General features: G+C 68.0%; 14 protein-coding genes. 5 read left to right on the forward strand and 9 right to left on the reverse strand.

Annotation, left to right across the window (positions count from 1 at the left end):
• Nucleotides 1–386 precede the first annotated feature (386 nt).
• Complete coding sequence (locus DM816_RS03600) at nt 387–2,786, forward strand: cellulose binding domain-containing protein (RefSeq protein WP_162907067.1); 2,400 nt, start codon at nt 387–389, stop codon at nt 2,784–2,786.
• Between the two features lie 321 nt (nt 2,787–3,107).
• Here DM816_RS03600 and DM816_RS03605 read toward each other — a convergent pair whose 3' ends face one another.
• Both DM816_RS03605 and DM816_RS03610 read right to left on the reverse strand, forming a co-directional pair.
• Nucleotides 3,108–3,758, reverse strand: coding sequence for a hypothetical protein (locus DM816_RS03605; protein ID WP_162907068.1), 651 nt, complete (start codon nt 3,756–3,758; stop codon nt 3,108–3,110).
• A gap of 236 nt (nt 3,759–3,994) precedes the next feature.
• Nucleotides 3,995–5,215 (reverse strand): sensor histidine kinase, encoded by a 1,221-nt coding sequence (locus DM816_RS03610; protein ID WP_117208610.1) that lies wholly within the window; start codon nt 5,213–5,215, stop codon nt 3,995–3,997.
• Between the two features lie 50 nt (nt 5,216–5,265).
• Between DM816_RS03610 and DM816_RS03615 the strand changes: the two genes are divergently transcribed.
• Nucleotides 5,266–6,750, forward strand: coding sequence for a DUF1349 domain-containing protein (locus DM816_RS03615; protein WP_117208611.1), 1,485 nt, complete (start codon nt 5,266–5,268; stop codon nt 6,748–6,750).
• A gap of 67 nt (nt 6,751–6,817) precedes the next feature.
• Here DM816_RS03615 and DM816_RS03620 read toward each other — a convergent pair whose 3' ends face one another.
• The 4 genes from DM816_RS03620 to DM816_RS03635 all read right to left on the reverse strand — a co-directional run bounded on the left by DM816_RS03620 (nt 6,818) and on the right by DM816_RS03635 (nt 9,271).
• Nucleotides 6,818–7,576, reverse strand: coding sequence for an SDR family NAD(P)-dependent oxidoreductase (locus tag DM816_RS03620; protein ID WP_342768663.1), 759 nt, complete (start codon nt 7,574–7,576; stop codon nt 6,818–6,820).
• A gap of 62 nt (nt 7,577–7,638) precedes the next feature.
• Nucleotides 7,639–8,289: a DUF998 domain-containing protein gene (locus tag DM816_RS03625; protein ID WP_117208613.1), complete on the reverse strand. Its 651-nt coding sequence runs from the start codon at nt 8,287–8,289 to the stop codon at nt 7,639–7,641.
• Between the two features lie 101 nt (nt 8,290–8,390).
• Nucleotides 8,391–8,837 carry a PRC-barrel domain-containing protein gene (locus DM816_RS03630; protein ID WP_170318770.1) on the reverse strand — a complete coding sequence of 149 codons (447 nt, stop codon included), beginning with the start codon at nt 8,835–8,837 and terminating at the stop codon, nt 8,391–8,393.
• A 98-nt stretch (nt 8,838–8,935) separates the two neighbouring features.
• Nucleotides 8,936–9,271 (reverse strand): hypothetical protein, encoded by a 336-nt coding sequence (locus tag DM816_RS03635; RefSeq protein WP_162907069.1) that lies wholly within the window; start codon nt 9,269–9,271, stop codon nt 8,936–8,938.
• A gap of 294 nt (nt 9,272–9,565) precedes the next feature.
• On the opposite strand from DM816_RS03635, the gene DM816_RS03645 reads away from it, so the two are divergent.
• Entirely contained in the window at nt 9,566–9,775 is a 210-nt protein-coding gene (locus DM816_RS03645; protein WP_211588532.1) for an Lrp/AsnC ligand binding domain-containing protein, read from the forward strand.
• 179 nt (nt 9,776–9,954) lie between these two features.
• Here the strand turns inward: DM816_RS03645 and pdxR are convergent, their stop codons facing one another.
• On the reverse strand, nt 9,955–11,367 hold the full coding sequence (pdxR, locus tag DM816_RS03650) for a MocR-like pyridoxine biosynthesis transcription factor PdxR (RefSeq protein WP_117208615.1): 1,413 nt from the start codon (nt 11,365–11,367) through the stop codon (nt 9,955–9,957).
• A 47-nt stretch (nt 11,368–11,414) separates the two neighbouring features.
• Here pdxR and DM816_RS03655 point away from each other — a divergent pair, with 47 nt between their 5' ends.
• Nucleotides 11,415–12,356 (forward strand): aldo/keto reductase, encoded by a 942-nt coding sequence (locus DM816_RS03655; protein ID WP_117208616.1) that lies wholly within the window; start codon nt 11,415–11,417, stop codon nt 12,354–12,356.
• Nucleotide 12,357: 1 nt separating this feature from the next.
• Here DM816_RS03655 and DM816_RS42130 read toward each other — a convergent pair whose 3' ends face one another.
• A complete protein-coding gene (locus tag DM816_RS42130; RefSeq protein ID WP_162907070.1) occupies nt 12,358–12,510 on the reverse strand; it encodes a hypothetical protein in 153 nt (50 codons plus the stop codon).
• Between the two features lie 361 nt (nt 12,511–12,871).
• Between DM816_RS42130 and DM816_RS03660 the strand changes: the two genes are divergently transcribed.
• A complete protein-coding gene (locus DM816_RS03660; protein ID WP_117208617.1) occupies nt 12,872–14,026 on the forward strand; it encodes a hypothetical protein in 1,155 nt (384 codons plus the stop codon).
• Nucleotides 14,027–14,106: 80 nt separating this feature from the next.
• Here DM816_RS03660 and DM816_RS03665 read toward each other — a convergent pair whose 3' ends face one another.
• Nucleotides 14,107–15,498: an FAD-dependent oxidoreductase gene (locus tag DM816_RS03665; RefSeq protein WP_117208618.1), complete on the reverse strand. Its 1,392-nt coding sequence runs from the start codon at nt 15,496–15,498 to the stop codon at nt 14,107–14,109.
• Nucleotides 15,499–15,542 lie beyond the last annotated feature (44 nt).

The raw sequence follows: 15,542 nt of genomic DNA on the forward strand, positions 1-15,542 counted from the left end.
CGTCCTCGTCGGACAGCACGGAACGCAGCAACTGGACACTGCCGGCACTACCGCCGGCGCGCGTGAGCGCGACAGGGCTTGTCCTATCTCGACAGTGATGACGTCGAACGGCTTGTCGCCGGCCGATGAGTACCCACGGCGAGGCCGTTCCGGCCCTCTCCCACGTTGTGGGACATCATCGATGCTGAATGTGTGAATGTCGTTGTCGGCGCGACCTGCGACGGCATGGGAGCGCTCCCGTGCCCGATGCCTACGGTTCGTGTCCGGCTCACCGGTATGTCGAAATTGGAGGGTAGTGTCGGCCGCTGCGATGCCCGGACAACGCGGTCCGTGCAAAGCGAAATACCCCTCAACGAAAGGGCAGACCGTTGAGATCATTGCATCGTGTGGCCATTGCCGCGGGCGCGGGTTTGGCCACCTTCACCGGCGCCGTCGTGCTCGGCGTTGGTGCGCAAGGAGGAACGACGCCGCAAGTCAGTGAGCAGCTGCGGGCCGGGCCTGGCAGCAGCACCTATCAGATCAGTGCCGACGGTGGCCGCACCTGGAGCCGTCAGCTTCCCCGGCCTGAAAAGCTGCATCTGCGGCGGGGCAGCTTCGATCCGCTCACCGCGCCGGCCGCGCGGCAGCGCCAACAGCGCGGCAATGTCTACATTGTTCAGTTCGCCCATGCGCCGCTGGACAGCCAGCGAGAGCAGCTGCGCGCCCTGGGCGCTCGGCTCGGGGCATATCTGCCGGACGCGGCCTATGTGGTGCGCATGCCGGCGGCGGTCCGTGACAAGGTCGCGGCGCTGCCCTACATCCGCTGGGTGGGCCCCTATGAGCCGCAGGACAAGTTCGACCCAGCCCAACGGCCCGGCGAGGGCTCTTTCCGGTACCAAATATGGCTTGTAGAACCGGATCGCCACGACCAGAAGGCAGTCAAGGACCGCATCGAGGGGCTGGGTGGCGTCGTTCACCTGGCATCGGTCAACAACGCCCTCATCGAGGCCACGTTGGACGCGGCGCAATTCGCGGCGGTCGCGGCCCTCGACGAGGTGCTGTCGCTGGACCGGTGGTCGGCGCCGCAGGCCGACATGGACATCGCGCGGGAGGCAAGCGGCGCCAATCTGATCGAGACGGCGCGGGGCTACCGCGGCCAGGGCGTGCGAGCCGAGGTCATGGACGGCGGACTGCTGACCACCCATCAGGAGTTCCAGGCACGCCCGCCGCTGCTGCACACGGCCAACAACACCGACACCGGGCACGGCACGGCCACGTACGGCCAGATCTTCTCCTCCGGCGTGCAGTCCGCCTACCGGGGCCTGCTTCCCGAAGCCCAAGGCATCTTCGCCAGCTACTACGCCTACACCGACCGCTACGCGCACACCGCCGAACTGGTGAACCCGAGCGGCCCCTACCGGGCGGTGTTTCAGAGCAACAGCTGGGGCAGCGGGTTGACGACCGCCTACAACAACTTCTCCGCGGAGATGGATGAGATCGTGTTCGACCACGACATTCTCATCTGCCAGTCGCAGAGCAACTGGGGCACCCAGGATTCGCGGCCCGAGGCATGGGCCAAGAACGTGGTCGCGGTCGGCGGGTACTACCACCAGAACACGCTGAACCGCGGCGACGACGCCTGGAGCGGCGGGGCATCGATCGGGCCGGCCGCCGACGGCCGCATCAAACCCGATCTGTCCAACTACTACGATTCCGTCAACACGACCACCGATTTCAGCAATACCGCCTACCGGTCGGACTTCGGCGGCACCAGTGCCGCAACGCCGATCACCTGTGGCAGCTTCGGGCTGCTGTACCAGATGTGGGCCGACGGCGTCTTCAGCGGCGGCCCGGGACTCGGTCGCGATGTGTTCGACTCCCGGCCGCACGCGGCCACGGCCAAGGCCCTGATGCTCAATCAGGCCCAGCAGCACCCGTTCACGGGAACCACGCACGATCTGACCCGCGTCCACCAGGGCTGGGGTTCGGCGAGCGTCGGCAACCTCTACAACCAGGCGGCGGCCAACGGCTGGCAGCTGCCGATCCTGGTCAACGAGACCGATCTGCTGACCGTGGGCGCGACCAAGACCTACACCCTCACCACCGACGGCACCCAGCCGCTGAAGGCGACCCTGGTCTGGACGGACCCGGCCGGTTCGTCCAGCGCATCCAAGGCGCAGGTCAATGACCTGACGCTCAAGGTGACCGCCCCGAACGGGACCACGGCCTACTGGGGCAACAACGGGCTCAACGCGGGCAACTGGTCGGTTCCCGGCGGCTCGCCGAACACCGTCGACACCGTCGAGAACGTGTTCATCCAGAACCCGGCGGCCGGCACCTGGACCATCCAGGTGTCCGCCGACCTGCTCGGCGCCGACGGCCATGTCGAGACCGCAGCCACGGACGCCGACTACGCCCTCGTGGTGACCGGCAGTGTGGATGGGGTCACGTCGCCCAGCCCGAGCCCGTCGGCAACCAGCTCGCCGTCGCCCCAGCCGGGTAAGGCGTGCCAGGCCAGCTACACCATTGTCAACCAATGGTCGGGCGGCTTCCAGGCGGAGGTCAAGGTGACGAACACCGGCACGGCAGGCACCGCCGGCTGGCGGCTGAACTGGACGTTCGGCGCCGGACAGACCATCTCGTACGGCTGGAGCGGCATTCACAGCCAGACCGGCCCGGACGTCACCGTGGTCAACGAATCCTGGAACGCCACCATCAATCCAGGCAACCACACCAACTACGGATTCAACGGGACCTGGAACAATCAGAACAATCCCGTTCCCGTGGTGACCTGTACAGCGCTGTAACCACGGCGGTGTGGCCGCTCTCGCGATCGGGAGCGGCCACACCGCATCAGGGCGTGTGAGACGCGGGAGCCTTCGAGAATATGCCGATGCCTTCCGGGACGGGCAGGTCTCTCGCCCGCCGACGAGGTCGCCGTGCGCCTCGTCGACAGCCCGGTAGAACCGTCCACCGCCCACTTGCGACAATTCGATCCGAGCTTGCCGGCCCCGCAACGCCTGCGCGGGTTGGTATTCCTGGGGCCGGGCCACCTGCACCGGACGCCCTGCGGGTAGCAACGGCCACGAGGTTGCCCACCGGCGGTGACACGGTCCAGCTCGGCCCGATCAGGTGAAGATGGCCGCGAAGCTCTCGCCCCGGTTCAGGCGGTCGATCAGTTCCAGCACTGCCGCCGGTCCACCGTGCTTTTCGGCCCATCGGCTCACCCGGCAGGCACTCTCAGCGTACAACTGCTCGCCGGTACGGGCAGCGCGCCACTGCGCCAGGGTTTCCGGCAGTGTCTGGCCCGGCTCAGCCCGGCAGCGATCGGTGACGGTGTCGGGCAGTAGGTAGCGGCGGTCGTCGGAGACCAGCACAGCAAGCCCTTCGTCGAACCATTGTGGGACATCGGATCCGGGCAGAAGGCGCTTGTGGAGCTCGATATGCGCCAGCTCATGCGAGGCGATCACTACGTCGACGCCGCGCGGCGACAGCACGATTGCGCGGTCGGCAATGGCCTGGCCACGCTCACCACCTCCGCCTATGCGCTCGTAACACCGGCTGGTAAAGCAGACCAGGACCCGTGGTGAGCTGTGCCGGCCACCGTAGAAGTCGGTTACGCGCCGGCTGGCCTGGTCGAAGACGCTGGCGGCCTGCTGGCGCTGCTCGGCGGAGACGCCCCGCTCCACATACAGCTGCGGCTGCGCCTCAACGAGCCCGAAACACGCCGGGCAGACCGTCGCGGTGGCAGTGGTAAAGATCAGCGCTGCGGCCGCCACAACGACCGTCGACACGACCGCCGCGCCGGCGAACCACCACAGTTTACGGCGGCCGGGTCGCCTCGGCGGCCGGCCTCGATACGACGAGGTCATCCCACTAGCCTTTCGCTACCAGTGATTCAGAATCATTGTCGCCCGCATTGGCACCGTGCATTGAGCATCCGAATTGGACAATGGGTGGCCGGGTGGTGGTGCGGCACACCAGCCGCGGCGCACCGGATCCGGCTCGGCTGGGCTCACGCCGGAACTCGGGCCTTCGCCGCCGGCGGTGTCGCGTCGTCCGGCTCCTCAAGCCTGGCCGGGAGTGTGATCGACGCGCATAGGCCGCCCGTGGGCCGGGCGAGCAGGGCGAGCCGGCCGCCATGCGCGGCGGCGACGGCGGCCACAATGGACAGACCGAGCCCGGAGGAGCCGGTGCGCTCGACGCCGAGTCGCTCGAAGGGCTGCGCCAGCCGGTCGACCTCCCGCTGGTCGAGCAGGCGCCCGCCGGTCTGGACCAGCAGCACCGCCTCCTGTCCGGTCACCAATCCCATGATCTCAATCGATCCGCCATTCTCGTTGTGTGCCACCGCGTTGTCGACGACGTTGCCCACCAGCCGCGCGAGGAGCGCGGGGCTGCCCCGCACCACCATCGCCTGCGGCACGTCCACGGTTACGCGCAGGCCCTTCGCCGCCGCGTCCGTGTGCCGGTCGTGTAGCGCTTCCCGCACGAGGTCGCCGAGGTTGACCGGGGCGATGTCGGCGAACGATCCGTGCTGGGCGCGGGCCAGCACGAGAAACCCGTCGAGCAGGTGATCAACCCGGTCCAGCTGCGTACGTAGCCGGTCTGCGAGCGCGACGGTGGAGGCGGCCGGGTCGGGCTTGGCGACCGCGACGTCCAGCGAAGCCCGCATGGTGGCCAGCGGGGTGCGTAACTCATGCGAGGCGTTGGCGACGAAGCGGCGCTGCGCGGCGAACGACGCCTCCAGCCGTTCGAGCAGGTCGTCGATGGTGTCTGCGAGTTCTTTCACCTCGTCGGCCGGGCCGGCGACGCCCAGCCGTAGATCCAGGCTGTCCGAGGAAATGCGTCGCGTGGCGGCCGTGATGTGCCGCAGCGGCCGCAGCACGCGTCGGGCCAGCACGCGGCCGAGTACCAGCGAGATCAATGCCATCAGGACCAGCGCCACGAGCGAGGCGGCAAGAAGCTGGCGGGTCTGCTGCGCGTGCACCGCTGCCAGCTGGTCCTCCAACAGGCGGATGCGCTGCTGCGCTTTACCCAGTTCACCCTGGACAGGCGGATTCGTCGCGGGAACGGTGCTATTCACATTGCCGCCGGCAAGCAGAAAGGTCAGACCGAGCAGTCCGGTACCGGAAACGAGAAAGACGAGGGCGTACAGGACCGTGAAGCGGGTCCCGACGGTCCCGTTGCGCAGGCTGATCACCCGTCCAGCATGCCCGGCGTCGCATAACAGCAGCATGACAAGGTCGGTTCGCTCCGTGTTAGGCGCTGACACGTACAACCATCGGCATGTTTACCATCAAACTCCTCCGGCGGGAGTGCGCGGCCTTCCGCCGCCCGGGACGCCTGATCGCCCTCGCCGCCGCAGCCGCCGCCGTCATCGCACTGGGCCTGCTGTCCTCCGCGGGCGTCCGCGCCGAATGCCCCGGCCCATGCCCGCCGACCCCCGTGGCGGACGACGGCACGATCGTCAGCGACGGGTTCTGGTTCCTGCATCGCGACCTGGGTCGCGAAGGGAGCATCACGGCGCGGATGACTTCGATGACGGGTACGATCACCTACCCTCCACCGGATCACGACGAGATCGTGCCGGGGCTCGTGCCATGGGCCAAAGCGGGAATCATCATCAAGGACGGCATGCGGCAAGGCTCGCCGTATGCGGCGCTCCTGATGACCGGAAGCCACGGCGTGCGTCTGCAGTACAACTACCGGCACGACATCGCCGGCACGGCCGGCGGCGTCTCCGAGCAGTCCCCACGCTGGCTACGCTTGAACCGCTCGGGCGACACCATCACCGCCTCCGAATCGTTTGACGGCAATCAGTGGAGCGCCGTGGGAACGGTGACGCTGCACGGGCTGCCGGAGGTCGTGCAGGTCGGCCTCTTCGCCACCTCCCCGGGCGACCTCACACTCCAGAGGACCGGCCTCGGCGGCGCGATCGAACAGGTCCGGTTCACCCAAGCCGTCGGTACCTTCGACAACGTCACCGTCGAGGGCGGCGCTGCGGGTGCGTGGCATAGCGATTCGGTCGGCGAGATGAACCACACCGATTGGGAGAAGTACCACCATGCGTCCGGAGCTGTAGAGAACGACGGGGTCATCACGGTCAGCGGCAGTGGAGACATCGGGCCGATCGGCGAAGGTGCCGCTGGCGTCGACATGCGTCTGCTCGGGTTGATCGTCGCGTTGATCATCGTGATTGTCGTCTCGGCCCGCTACGGCGCCGGTACGGCACGCGAGACGACCGCCCGGCCGACGATTGCCGCCCGTGCGGTCGTGCTCGGGGCGGCCACGTTCCTCACCACGGTGGTGGCCGTCGGCATCGTCCTGCCGGTGGGCGCGGCGATTCTGGCGGGCAACGGCGCCACGGTGCCGCCGCTGCCGGCGCTGACCACCGCCCGCGTGGTCGTCGGCCTCGCGATGGTGATCGCGCTGTGCGCCGTGCTCACCTACGGGCTCGGTGTGTGGCTGCGCCGCGGCTGGGCGGCCAACGTCATCGGCCTGTCGCTGATCGCTCTGCCCTACATGGTCACGGCCGTCCCGCTGCTGCCCGACACGTTCACTGAGTGGCTGCTGCGGATCACCCCGGCCGCCGGCTTCGCCGTCCGGCAGACGGCCGTGGAGTATCCGCAGGTGACCGCACATTACGCGCCATCGGCCGGGTATTTCCCGCTCCCGTGGTGGGCCGGGCTCGCCGTGCTCTGCGCATACACAGCGGTCGTCGTGCGAATGGCCCTCGGCCGGAAGCCCGCTTCGAACACCGACTGGCGATAGACCCGAAGCGGACTCGCAATCCGGCCCAGGCGCTCACCTGAGCACGGTCGCCCGAACGCGTTTCGGGTCAAGCCTCTTCCGGGTCCTGTCCGAACGCGGCGCGTCCGCCATCGATGGGAAGGACCGCGCCGTTGATGAAGCCGGCCGCGTCAGATAGCAGGTAGGCGACGGCCGAGGCCACTTCGTGCGGTTGTCCGAGGCGGCCAAGGGGATGGAGTCGCGCCATGTCGGCCTCAATCCGCGTCATGGCTTCGTGCGTCTGCTGTGCCAGGAAGGCTTCGTACCGTTCAGTCGCGATGGATCCGAGCGCAAGTGCGTTGGTGCGGATGCCCCGGGGTCCGTAGTCCACGGCCAGTGCCCGGGTGAGACCTTCAGTGGCTGCCTTGGCCGTCGCGTAGGGCAGCGCGCCCCGCACCGGCCGCTGCGCCTGGTGGGACGAGATGTTGACGATGGCGCCAGGTGTGGCGGCGGAAAGGAACCGGCGGATGGCGGTAGCGCAGCCGACGACGACGGGCTCGAGGTTGAGAGCGATCAGATCGAGAACATCGCGAGCCGGTGTGGAATCGAGTGCGGCGTCACGGAAGACGGCGGCGTTGTTGACCCACCCGGTGAGAGTTCCGGCAGCCTGCGCCAGATCCGCGGCCTGTTCGGTCACGGTTTGCTCCGCCGCGCTGCCAACGGCCGGCACGACCCGGGCGCCGGCGTGGTGGCTCGTTGTCCAGGTCAGGGCCGCCGGGTCGAGGTCAATGACCACCACGGTGTGGCCGTCGTCGAGCAGGCGCTCCGCGATTGCTCGCCCGACACCACGGCCACCCCCGGTAACCACGTAAGAGCGTCTCATGAGCTCACTTTGGCACCATCGCGCGGCGGCCGCCCGCAGGCGCCCGGCTAGGACTCCGCCCCGCGGAAGATCGTGTTGCTCTTGAACAACCACGCCACACCGAAAGCCAGTACCGCCACCGACTCACCCCACAGCATCGGCCGCACCCGGCCGATCACGTCGTCGGGCAGGAAGGCGTGTCCCAGCGCGGCCAAGCCGAGGCCGAGCAGGATGGCCGCGCCGCACACGTAATAGATGACGTTGCGGGTCTTCTTCTGCTCGGTCATCGCGTGCGGAAGCACCGACCGGGGAAACAGGAAGAAGCAGAAGCAGACCATGCAGAGGAACAGCACCGCGGCGGCGATCCCGTGGATCGCCCCGACCGGGCCGCCCGCCGCGGTCACCAGAAGCTGCTGGCCCGGCACCGACGTCGGGAACATGGCGACGCAGATCGCGGCGAGGCCGGCGATGGTACCCAGGATGTCGTCAAGCCTCGTGTAGCGGTAGAAGATGAGGAAGACGCCCACGGCGCAAAGGCTTCCCACGAAGATGTCGCGCATGCCGGTGTGGTAGGCGCCGCTGATCGAGCTCAGCAGCTCCGGCCGGCCCACCTGCAGGGCGTGGCCAATGGTCACGACAAACGGTAGCGCGATGCCGATGGCGCCCACGCCGACGCGCAGTCCCCGGATGGTCGCCGAGTCCTGTGATACATGTGCCATACCTCTAGCTACGCCGCTGATTGCAATATGTCAATAAAAACCACGCCGGCCGGTGCGGCGCGCCGTACCGGCCGGCGTGGTGTCAGCCGACGTGTTGCTTGCTAGCGTTGCGTCGGAGGGATAGGCCCACCCGGCGCGTGGTAGTTGTCGCCGTAGTAGCTGCCGACCTTGTCGCGATACACGGGATCGGTGAAGGTGTCCGGATCAAACTCGGGAGCAGACTTGATCTGATCCTTCGTCCGGTCCACATAGACCTTGCGTTCCTCACGGTCTATATGGTTGACGGTACCGGCCGGAAGCAGCACCTTCTTGCCGAAGACCCACGGACCGGTGTCGACGACCAGGCACTGGGCGCCGACCTCGTGGCTGGCATCATCGACCTTGCCGATACCTCCGTCGACGGCCTCGACCTTGTAGCCGGTCAGGCTGGCACCGTTCACCGCCACCTCGTCCCGATAGCTCCACGGGTCGAAGGTGTTACCCGTCCCGGCACCGGCGATCGGGCCCGGCGTCTGATATCGGGGCTCCTGAGGGTCCAGCGCGTCCATTCGCACCTGCCTCCTCATTCGAATCGACTGCATTGTCCATCTACGAGTACCCAGACATCGGCAGATCCATACGCGACGGCGGCCGTTCAGCGCGCGCCTCAAGCAGGAGCCCGCCGGGTGAGGCGCATCTGCTCCTCCTCGATCCAGGTGGCACCGCGATCGTGCGAAATCTCGCCTATCCACAGCGCCGATCCGGCCGTGATGTCGGTGAACCGCCAGCGCAGCCACGGCTCCTCCTCGTCGCTTTGCAGGACGATCTGCCCGTCGACGGGTCTGCCGATGAACCGGCGCACCCGCGCGTTGATCGGCTCGATCCAGGTCGAACGCCAGGCGTCCATGGCCGGGTCGTAGAAGCGGACGGTGGTGCCGTGGAAGGCGCGCATCCGGGAGTCGCACGGTTGGTCGCGGCCGGGCACGATCCACGTGTCCTGCACCGCCCGCCCGCCCGCCCAGGACCCAGCCGAAGTGCAGCTCTCCCTCCACCTCCAGCGGTTGCCCGGCGCTGTCGGTGCCCGACCACCGCACGGCCCACGACCCCACGAACCGGCCGAACAGCATGAGCTTGTCGGCGTGTTCCGCGGCCGGGCCGGACACGTGCAGGGCCTCGATCAGCCCGTTGTCATCCGTGACTTTCCGCTTTCCGTTGTCCTACAAGCACTTTGGCAGACCCTGGTCGAGGTCGTACCAAAGATCGTCGACATCCTCCAGGCCGACCGACAGTCGAGCACGTGCTCGCCCAGCCGGAGACCCGCATGCTGTGGCACCTGACGGGGCCCGATGACTACATCATCCACGTGGCCGCCGTGGACCCGGCGGACCTGCAGCGGTTCGTGCTCAACGAACTCACCGCGCGGCCGGAGGTGGCACTGGTACACACAAATCTTATTTTTCGACAGTGGCATGGCAGGCCGCTTCGCCCTCCGAGGGCCAAGGCGTAGCCAGATCGCGGGTTTCTTGCCAAATCCCGCCGATCGGTTTCGCCATGGGCAATCTCGGAGGGCGGCTGGCAACTGTTGCCGCCATGCGGCTGTTGCGGGCGGATGCACTTTTCACCGGTCTCGTCGGTGGGTTCGTTGAGCGTGCTCGTCGACGGGGACAGGATCGTCTCGCCCGCGCATCACGCGCGGCTGGGCCGCAGCTCCACCGCGGTGCGCAATAGGTCGACCGCGGCGGGGATGTCCGCGTCCGCGATGTTGCCATACCCAATCACAAGTGTTGATGTGGCGTGACCTTTCCATTGGTACGCCGAAAGGTCCATCAGGCGCAGGCCCCGGGCAGCGGCGAACCTGACGGCGGACGCCGTGTCGGTGCCGGCCGGCAGGTGGAGCAACAGGTGAAGTCCCGCGGCGGTACCGGCGATGTGCCCCTGCGGAAACCGGCGGGCAAGCGTTTCGACGAGCAGATCGCGGCGTACCCGGAACCGCCGCCGCGCCGCCCGCAGGTGCCTGTCGTACCAACCACGGTCGATGAACGAGGCCAGCGCGAGCTGATCGAGCACGGGCGGCGCGGACGCGACGGGATTGGCCGACCGCACGGCGGCGGACATCGCGCCGGGCGCGATCAGCCAGCCAAGCCCGAGCGCGGGCGACAACGTCTTGCTCACCGAGCCGAGAAGGAACACCCGGCCCGGATCCATGCCCTGCATGACCGCGACGGGCCGGGAGTCGTAGCGGAACTCGGCGTCGTAGTCGTCCTCGATGACATACCCGTCCACCGTACGGGCCCAGCGCACGAGCTCGTTGCGGCGCGCGGGCGACAGCACCGTGCCCGTCGGAAACTGGTGTGCCGCACCGACCACGGTCGCCCGCACCGGGCCGCGGCTCGGTAGCTCGCCGACCCGCAGGCCGTCGGCGTCGACCGGGACGGGATGGACGCGCAGTCCGGCGCTCCGCGCGGCCTCGCGCAGCCGTGACCAGCCCGGATCCTCAACCGCCAGATCGGTGATCCCGGTGGACCGCAGGGCTCGGCACACGCGCACGAGCCCATCCGTGATGCCCGCGCACACGGTCACGGTCGCCGCGCGCAGATCGGCGGCGCGGGAGCGTTTCAGGTACTCGGAAAGGATTTGGCGCAAAGCATGATGCCCGGCGGGATCGGGCAGGCCCAGATCGTGGCGCACGGCCTCGCTGATCGCGGCACGCACGGTCTCGGTCCACCGGCGACGGGGAAAGGCCCGCAGATCGGGCAGACCCGGCGCAAGGTCATATCGCACCGGTTGCGACCGCGCACGGGCTTCACGCCGTTGCGCCACGGCACCGTCGGTAGTCCAGGCGACCCGGGTCGCGGAGCCGACCTGCGCCGCGAGATAGCCCTCGGCAACCAGTTGGGAGTATGCCTCCGTGACCACCCACCGGGAACACCCCAGTTCCTCGGCGAGCGTCCTGCTCGGCGGCACGGCATCGCCCTCTGCCAGCCGCCCGTCGCGGATCGCGGCGCGCAACGCCCGCGCCAGGCGCACGTGCCTCGGCCCGTTGCCAGGCTCGACTTCGAGCAGTGTCGCCCACGCGAAATTGGTCTGGGATTCCGCCACGATATTGGAGCGTACTGCCTATCCGAAACCGGGATAGCGTCGTCGTCATGACGAACAACCTGGTTCTCGGCGCGATGCTGTTCGGCACGGTGCTCGACGAACGCCGCGCCTTCGACATCCTCGACCGCTTCGTGGACGCGGGCGGCACGTGGATCGACACCGCCAACTGCTACGCGTTTTGGGAACACCCCAGCGGTTTCGGTGGGCAGAGCGAGCTCGTGCTGGGCCGTTGGCTCGCCCGCCGCCCCGGCGTCCGCGACCGGGTCACGATCAGCACCAAGGTCGGGTGCGAGCCCACCGAGGCCGGCCGGTTCCCGGAGACCGCCGAGGGCCTGTCCGCCGGCACGATTCGCAAAGCTGTCGAGGGCAGCCTGCGCCGGCTCGGCACGGACCACATCGACCTTTACTGGGCGCATATGGAAGACCGGCGGACACCGCTTGAGGAGACGGTCGGCGCCTTCGGTGAGCTGGTGTCGGCGGGCGTCGTTGGCCGGCTCGGCGCCTCGAACCACGCCGTGTGGCGGCTGGAGCGGGCCCGCCGGCTCGCCCGCGAATCCGGCGTTGCCGGATACACCGCCGTGCAACAGCACCTCACCTACCTCCAGCCGCGCCCCGGCACGCGCCCGACCGTCGTACACCGCTTCGGCGCCATCACCGACGAAGTCGTCGACTACGTGCAGAGCCATCCAGAGATGGAGATCTGGGCTTACACCCCTTTGCTTTCCGGCCGGTACGCTCGCGCGGACAGGCCGCTTCCGGAGGAGTACCACCACCCGGGCACCACCCGCCGCCTCGCCGTGCTCGACGAGATCGCCGCGGAGACGGGCAGCGACCGCAACCGCGTGGTGCTGGCCTGGTTGACCGGCGGGGAGCCGAAGGCCACCCCCGTCGTCGGCGTGAGCACCACGGCCCAACTAGACGATGCCCTCGCCGGGGTCAGCCTCACCCTGACCGCCCACCAACGCAACCGCCTCGACTCAGCGGCCTGACTCAGGACTCGGGCTCGGGCGGGGCAAGCCGGCCGCGTGCCGTCTCGCGGTCGAACAGCCCGAAGCGGTGCGCCATCTCCAGCCACGCAAGGTCCACCGTGGACGCCCGCGGAGCGAGCAACCCGTCGGGCTGCGCGGTGAGCGCGGGATCCAATGTGGACCACTCCCCTTGGGCGCCGGCCCGGCGGCGGCTGCGCGTATTGCTCGACCGTCCCGGTGCCGGCGAAGACTCGTGTCGTGGAGGTGCGTTCCGACTCCACGAGTTTGTCGCCTGTTAGCGCAGTTTTGCCCTTAAGTACTCGGGTTCCGGGGTTGACAGGTGTTGTGGTACTTGTTTGACTTTCGCCGGGGGTATTTCGCCGCATGTAGATCTTTGACTGCTCGCGATCACTTGGACGCGGACGCTGTGGCTATCCCTGATCTGCACTGATCGACCGGATTCATTCAGGGAACGGGAGCTTTGAATGGAACTGTCAACGAAATCCGAGACGAATCGCCGCGCCCGGCTACCGAGAATGATGGCGCGGTCCCTGGCCGCGCTTCTCATCTCGGTGACCGGGATGGTGGCACTCGCGGACGCCGCTCATGCCGACGCTGTTCCCGGCGGAAAATTGTTCGCCGGAGGCACATTCACGCAGGCCGGCGGGAGCACGGCGACAAACATCGCCGCCTGGAACGGGGTCGACTGGTCGGCACTGGTCGGGCCCAACGGTGAGGGGGCCGACAGCCAGGTCACTGCCATGACCATGTTCCAGGGCGAGCTCATCGTCGGCGGCTCGTTTCTCGAGGCCGGCGGCGAAATCGTCAGCGGCGTCGCGAGCTGGGACGGCACGGATTGGGAGCCACTGGTCAGCTCGAACGGCGCGATCGGACTGGCGATCCTGCCGCTGGGCTTTGTCTCCGACCTTGAGGTCTTCAATGGAGAGCTGTACGCCGGCGGGGCCTTCCCCCGTGGCGGCGGCCAGGATGTCAACAACATCGCGAAGTGGAACGGGACCGACTGGCTGCCCGTGACCGGCCCGTCGGGCACCGGTGTCCTACAGGGCGGCAGTGACGTCGGTGCCGTCGTGTGGGACATGACCCTCGTCGATGGTCAGCTGATCGTCGCGGGCCGGTTCGACACGGCCGGTGGCGTGCCGGCCAACAGCATCGCCGCGTGGAACGGCACCACGTGGTCGTCATTGGACCAACCGGCCCTGCAGGACCTCACCATCCTGTCGGTGGAAAACTACAACGGCAGGGTGGTCGCGGGCCGCTCCTATGTCGTGGACAACTTCAACGTCAACGATGTGGCCTGGCGTGACTCGGGCGTGTGGTCGGCGCTGGGCGACACCTTCAACGGCAATGTCCGAGACATGACCATCCACAACGGCCTATTGGTGGCCGGTGGCCAATACCAGACCATCGGCACCACGACGGTCAACCGCATAGCCACGTGGAACGGCAGCACATGGTCGGCGTTGTCCGGACCATCCGGCGTGGGCACCAACGGCGACGTCTTCGCGGTCGCTTCGCACTGGGGCTTCCTGTTTGCCGGGGGCTTCTTCAGTAATGCGGGCGGCCAGACAGTCGCCAACATAGCCCGCTGGAACGGCAGCGCATGGTCCGCAGTCCCCGGAGGCGGCTTCGCGGACACCGTGCCCACCGTCTTCGAGCTGCTCTCCACATAGGACGGTCGCAAAATCGATCGCATGCGGGCCGGCGCACTGGGCCGGCCCGCACTGCTCTATCCCACAAGCGATCCGGCGCGTCAGTTGCAGCCGCCGCGACTGTCGCGTGGTGACGACCCGATCTCGACGAAGGAGACGGCGGCCGGCCCACAGACGCTGTTGGCCTTGCTGCCGTCGGCCTCGCTCGCGACGGATGCGGGAGCACCACAGCCCACGTCAGCGGCTTCGCTTGCCGGCCCGCAGACGCTATCGCTGGATGAGGAGGCGCCGGCGGTGAGGTCGACCTGGATGGCGCGGGCGGCTTCCCAGTCACCGTCGAGCGCGGCGACCACCGAGCGGGCCTGCTCGTATCCGGTGGCGAGCAGGAACGTCCGGGCGCGACCATAAGACTTGGCACCGATGATGTAGAAGCCTTGCTCGGGATGGGCGAGCTCGTCGACGCCGTGCCGCGGCACGGTTTGGCAGGAGTGCACGTTGGGGTCGATCAGCGGTGCCAATGCGCGGGTGGAGCCCAGGATCGGGTCGATGTCGAGGCGCAGCTCGTCTGCGATGGCGTGGTGGGGTCGTGCTCCAGTCGCGTTGACGATGACATCTGCCTTCACCGTGCGCCCATCGCTGGAGACAAGCCCTTCATCGGTGATTCTGTCGACGAAGAATCCGGTGTGGACGGCGATCTTTCCTTCCTCCACAAGCTTTTTTGCGGCGGTACCGATCGAGCCGCGCGCGGGCAGGGCGTCGGACGCGCCATCGCCGTATGCCCGGGACGGATCGAGTGCCCGCAACACCCACTGCACCGCGGTGTCGGCGGTTTCATCGGCGAGGTCGGCCAGGGAAAGCAGCGTGCCTATGGCCGAGTGTCCCGCGCCGACGACAGCGACCGTCTTGCCGGCGAAGTGCGCCCGCAGGTTGCCTTGGACATCCGGCATGCCGTCGAATATCCGCCCGCTATGCCGCGCCTCGGTCTCGCCATATGCCGGTAGGCCGTTGCCGCCCACCGGGTTGGGACTGCGCCAGGTGCCTGAGGCGTCGATGACCGCGCCGGCGAGCAACTCCGTGCCGTCCGACAGACGCAGGACGAAGGGCGCGTGCTCACGTCCTGCGGTGCGCACCCTGTCGAAGCCTGCCCGCGCGACGGCGATAACCCTTGTGCGGTAACGAATATGCGGTGCAATCGATGGATGCGCCGCGAGTGGGGCGAGGTAACCGTCGATGAGCTCCCGACCGCTGGGTAGGTCATCGGGATCGGGCTCGGCCCAACCGGTGGCCTCGAGCAGAGCGCGGGCGGCCGGGTCGGTGTCGAGCCGCCAGGGAGTGAACAGCCGCACATGTGCCCACTGCCGAATGGAGGCGGCGACCGTGTCACCGGCTTCGACCACCACGAACGGCATGGCACGGGCTGCCAGCTGGGCTGCACCGGCCATGCCGACCGGGCCTGCGCCGATCACCGCGACGGGAAGTCCTGAGGTGCTCATGGTCGCGTCTCCTTCGGATGTCGGCTTATTTTGAAACTTCTCAA

Source organism: Allorhizocola rhizosphaerae, from assembly GCF_003426775.1.
In the GTDB taxonomy this organism is placed as follows: Bacteria; Actinomycetota; Actinomycetes; order Mycobacteriales; family Micromonosporaceae; genus Allorhizocola; species Allorhizocola rhizosphaerae.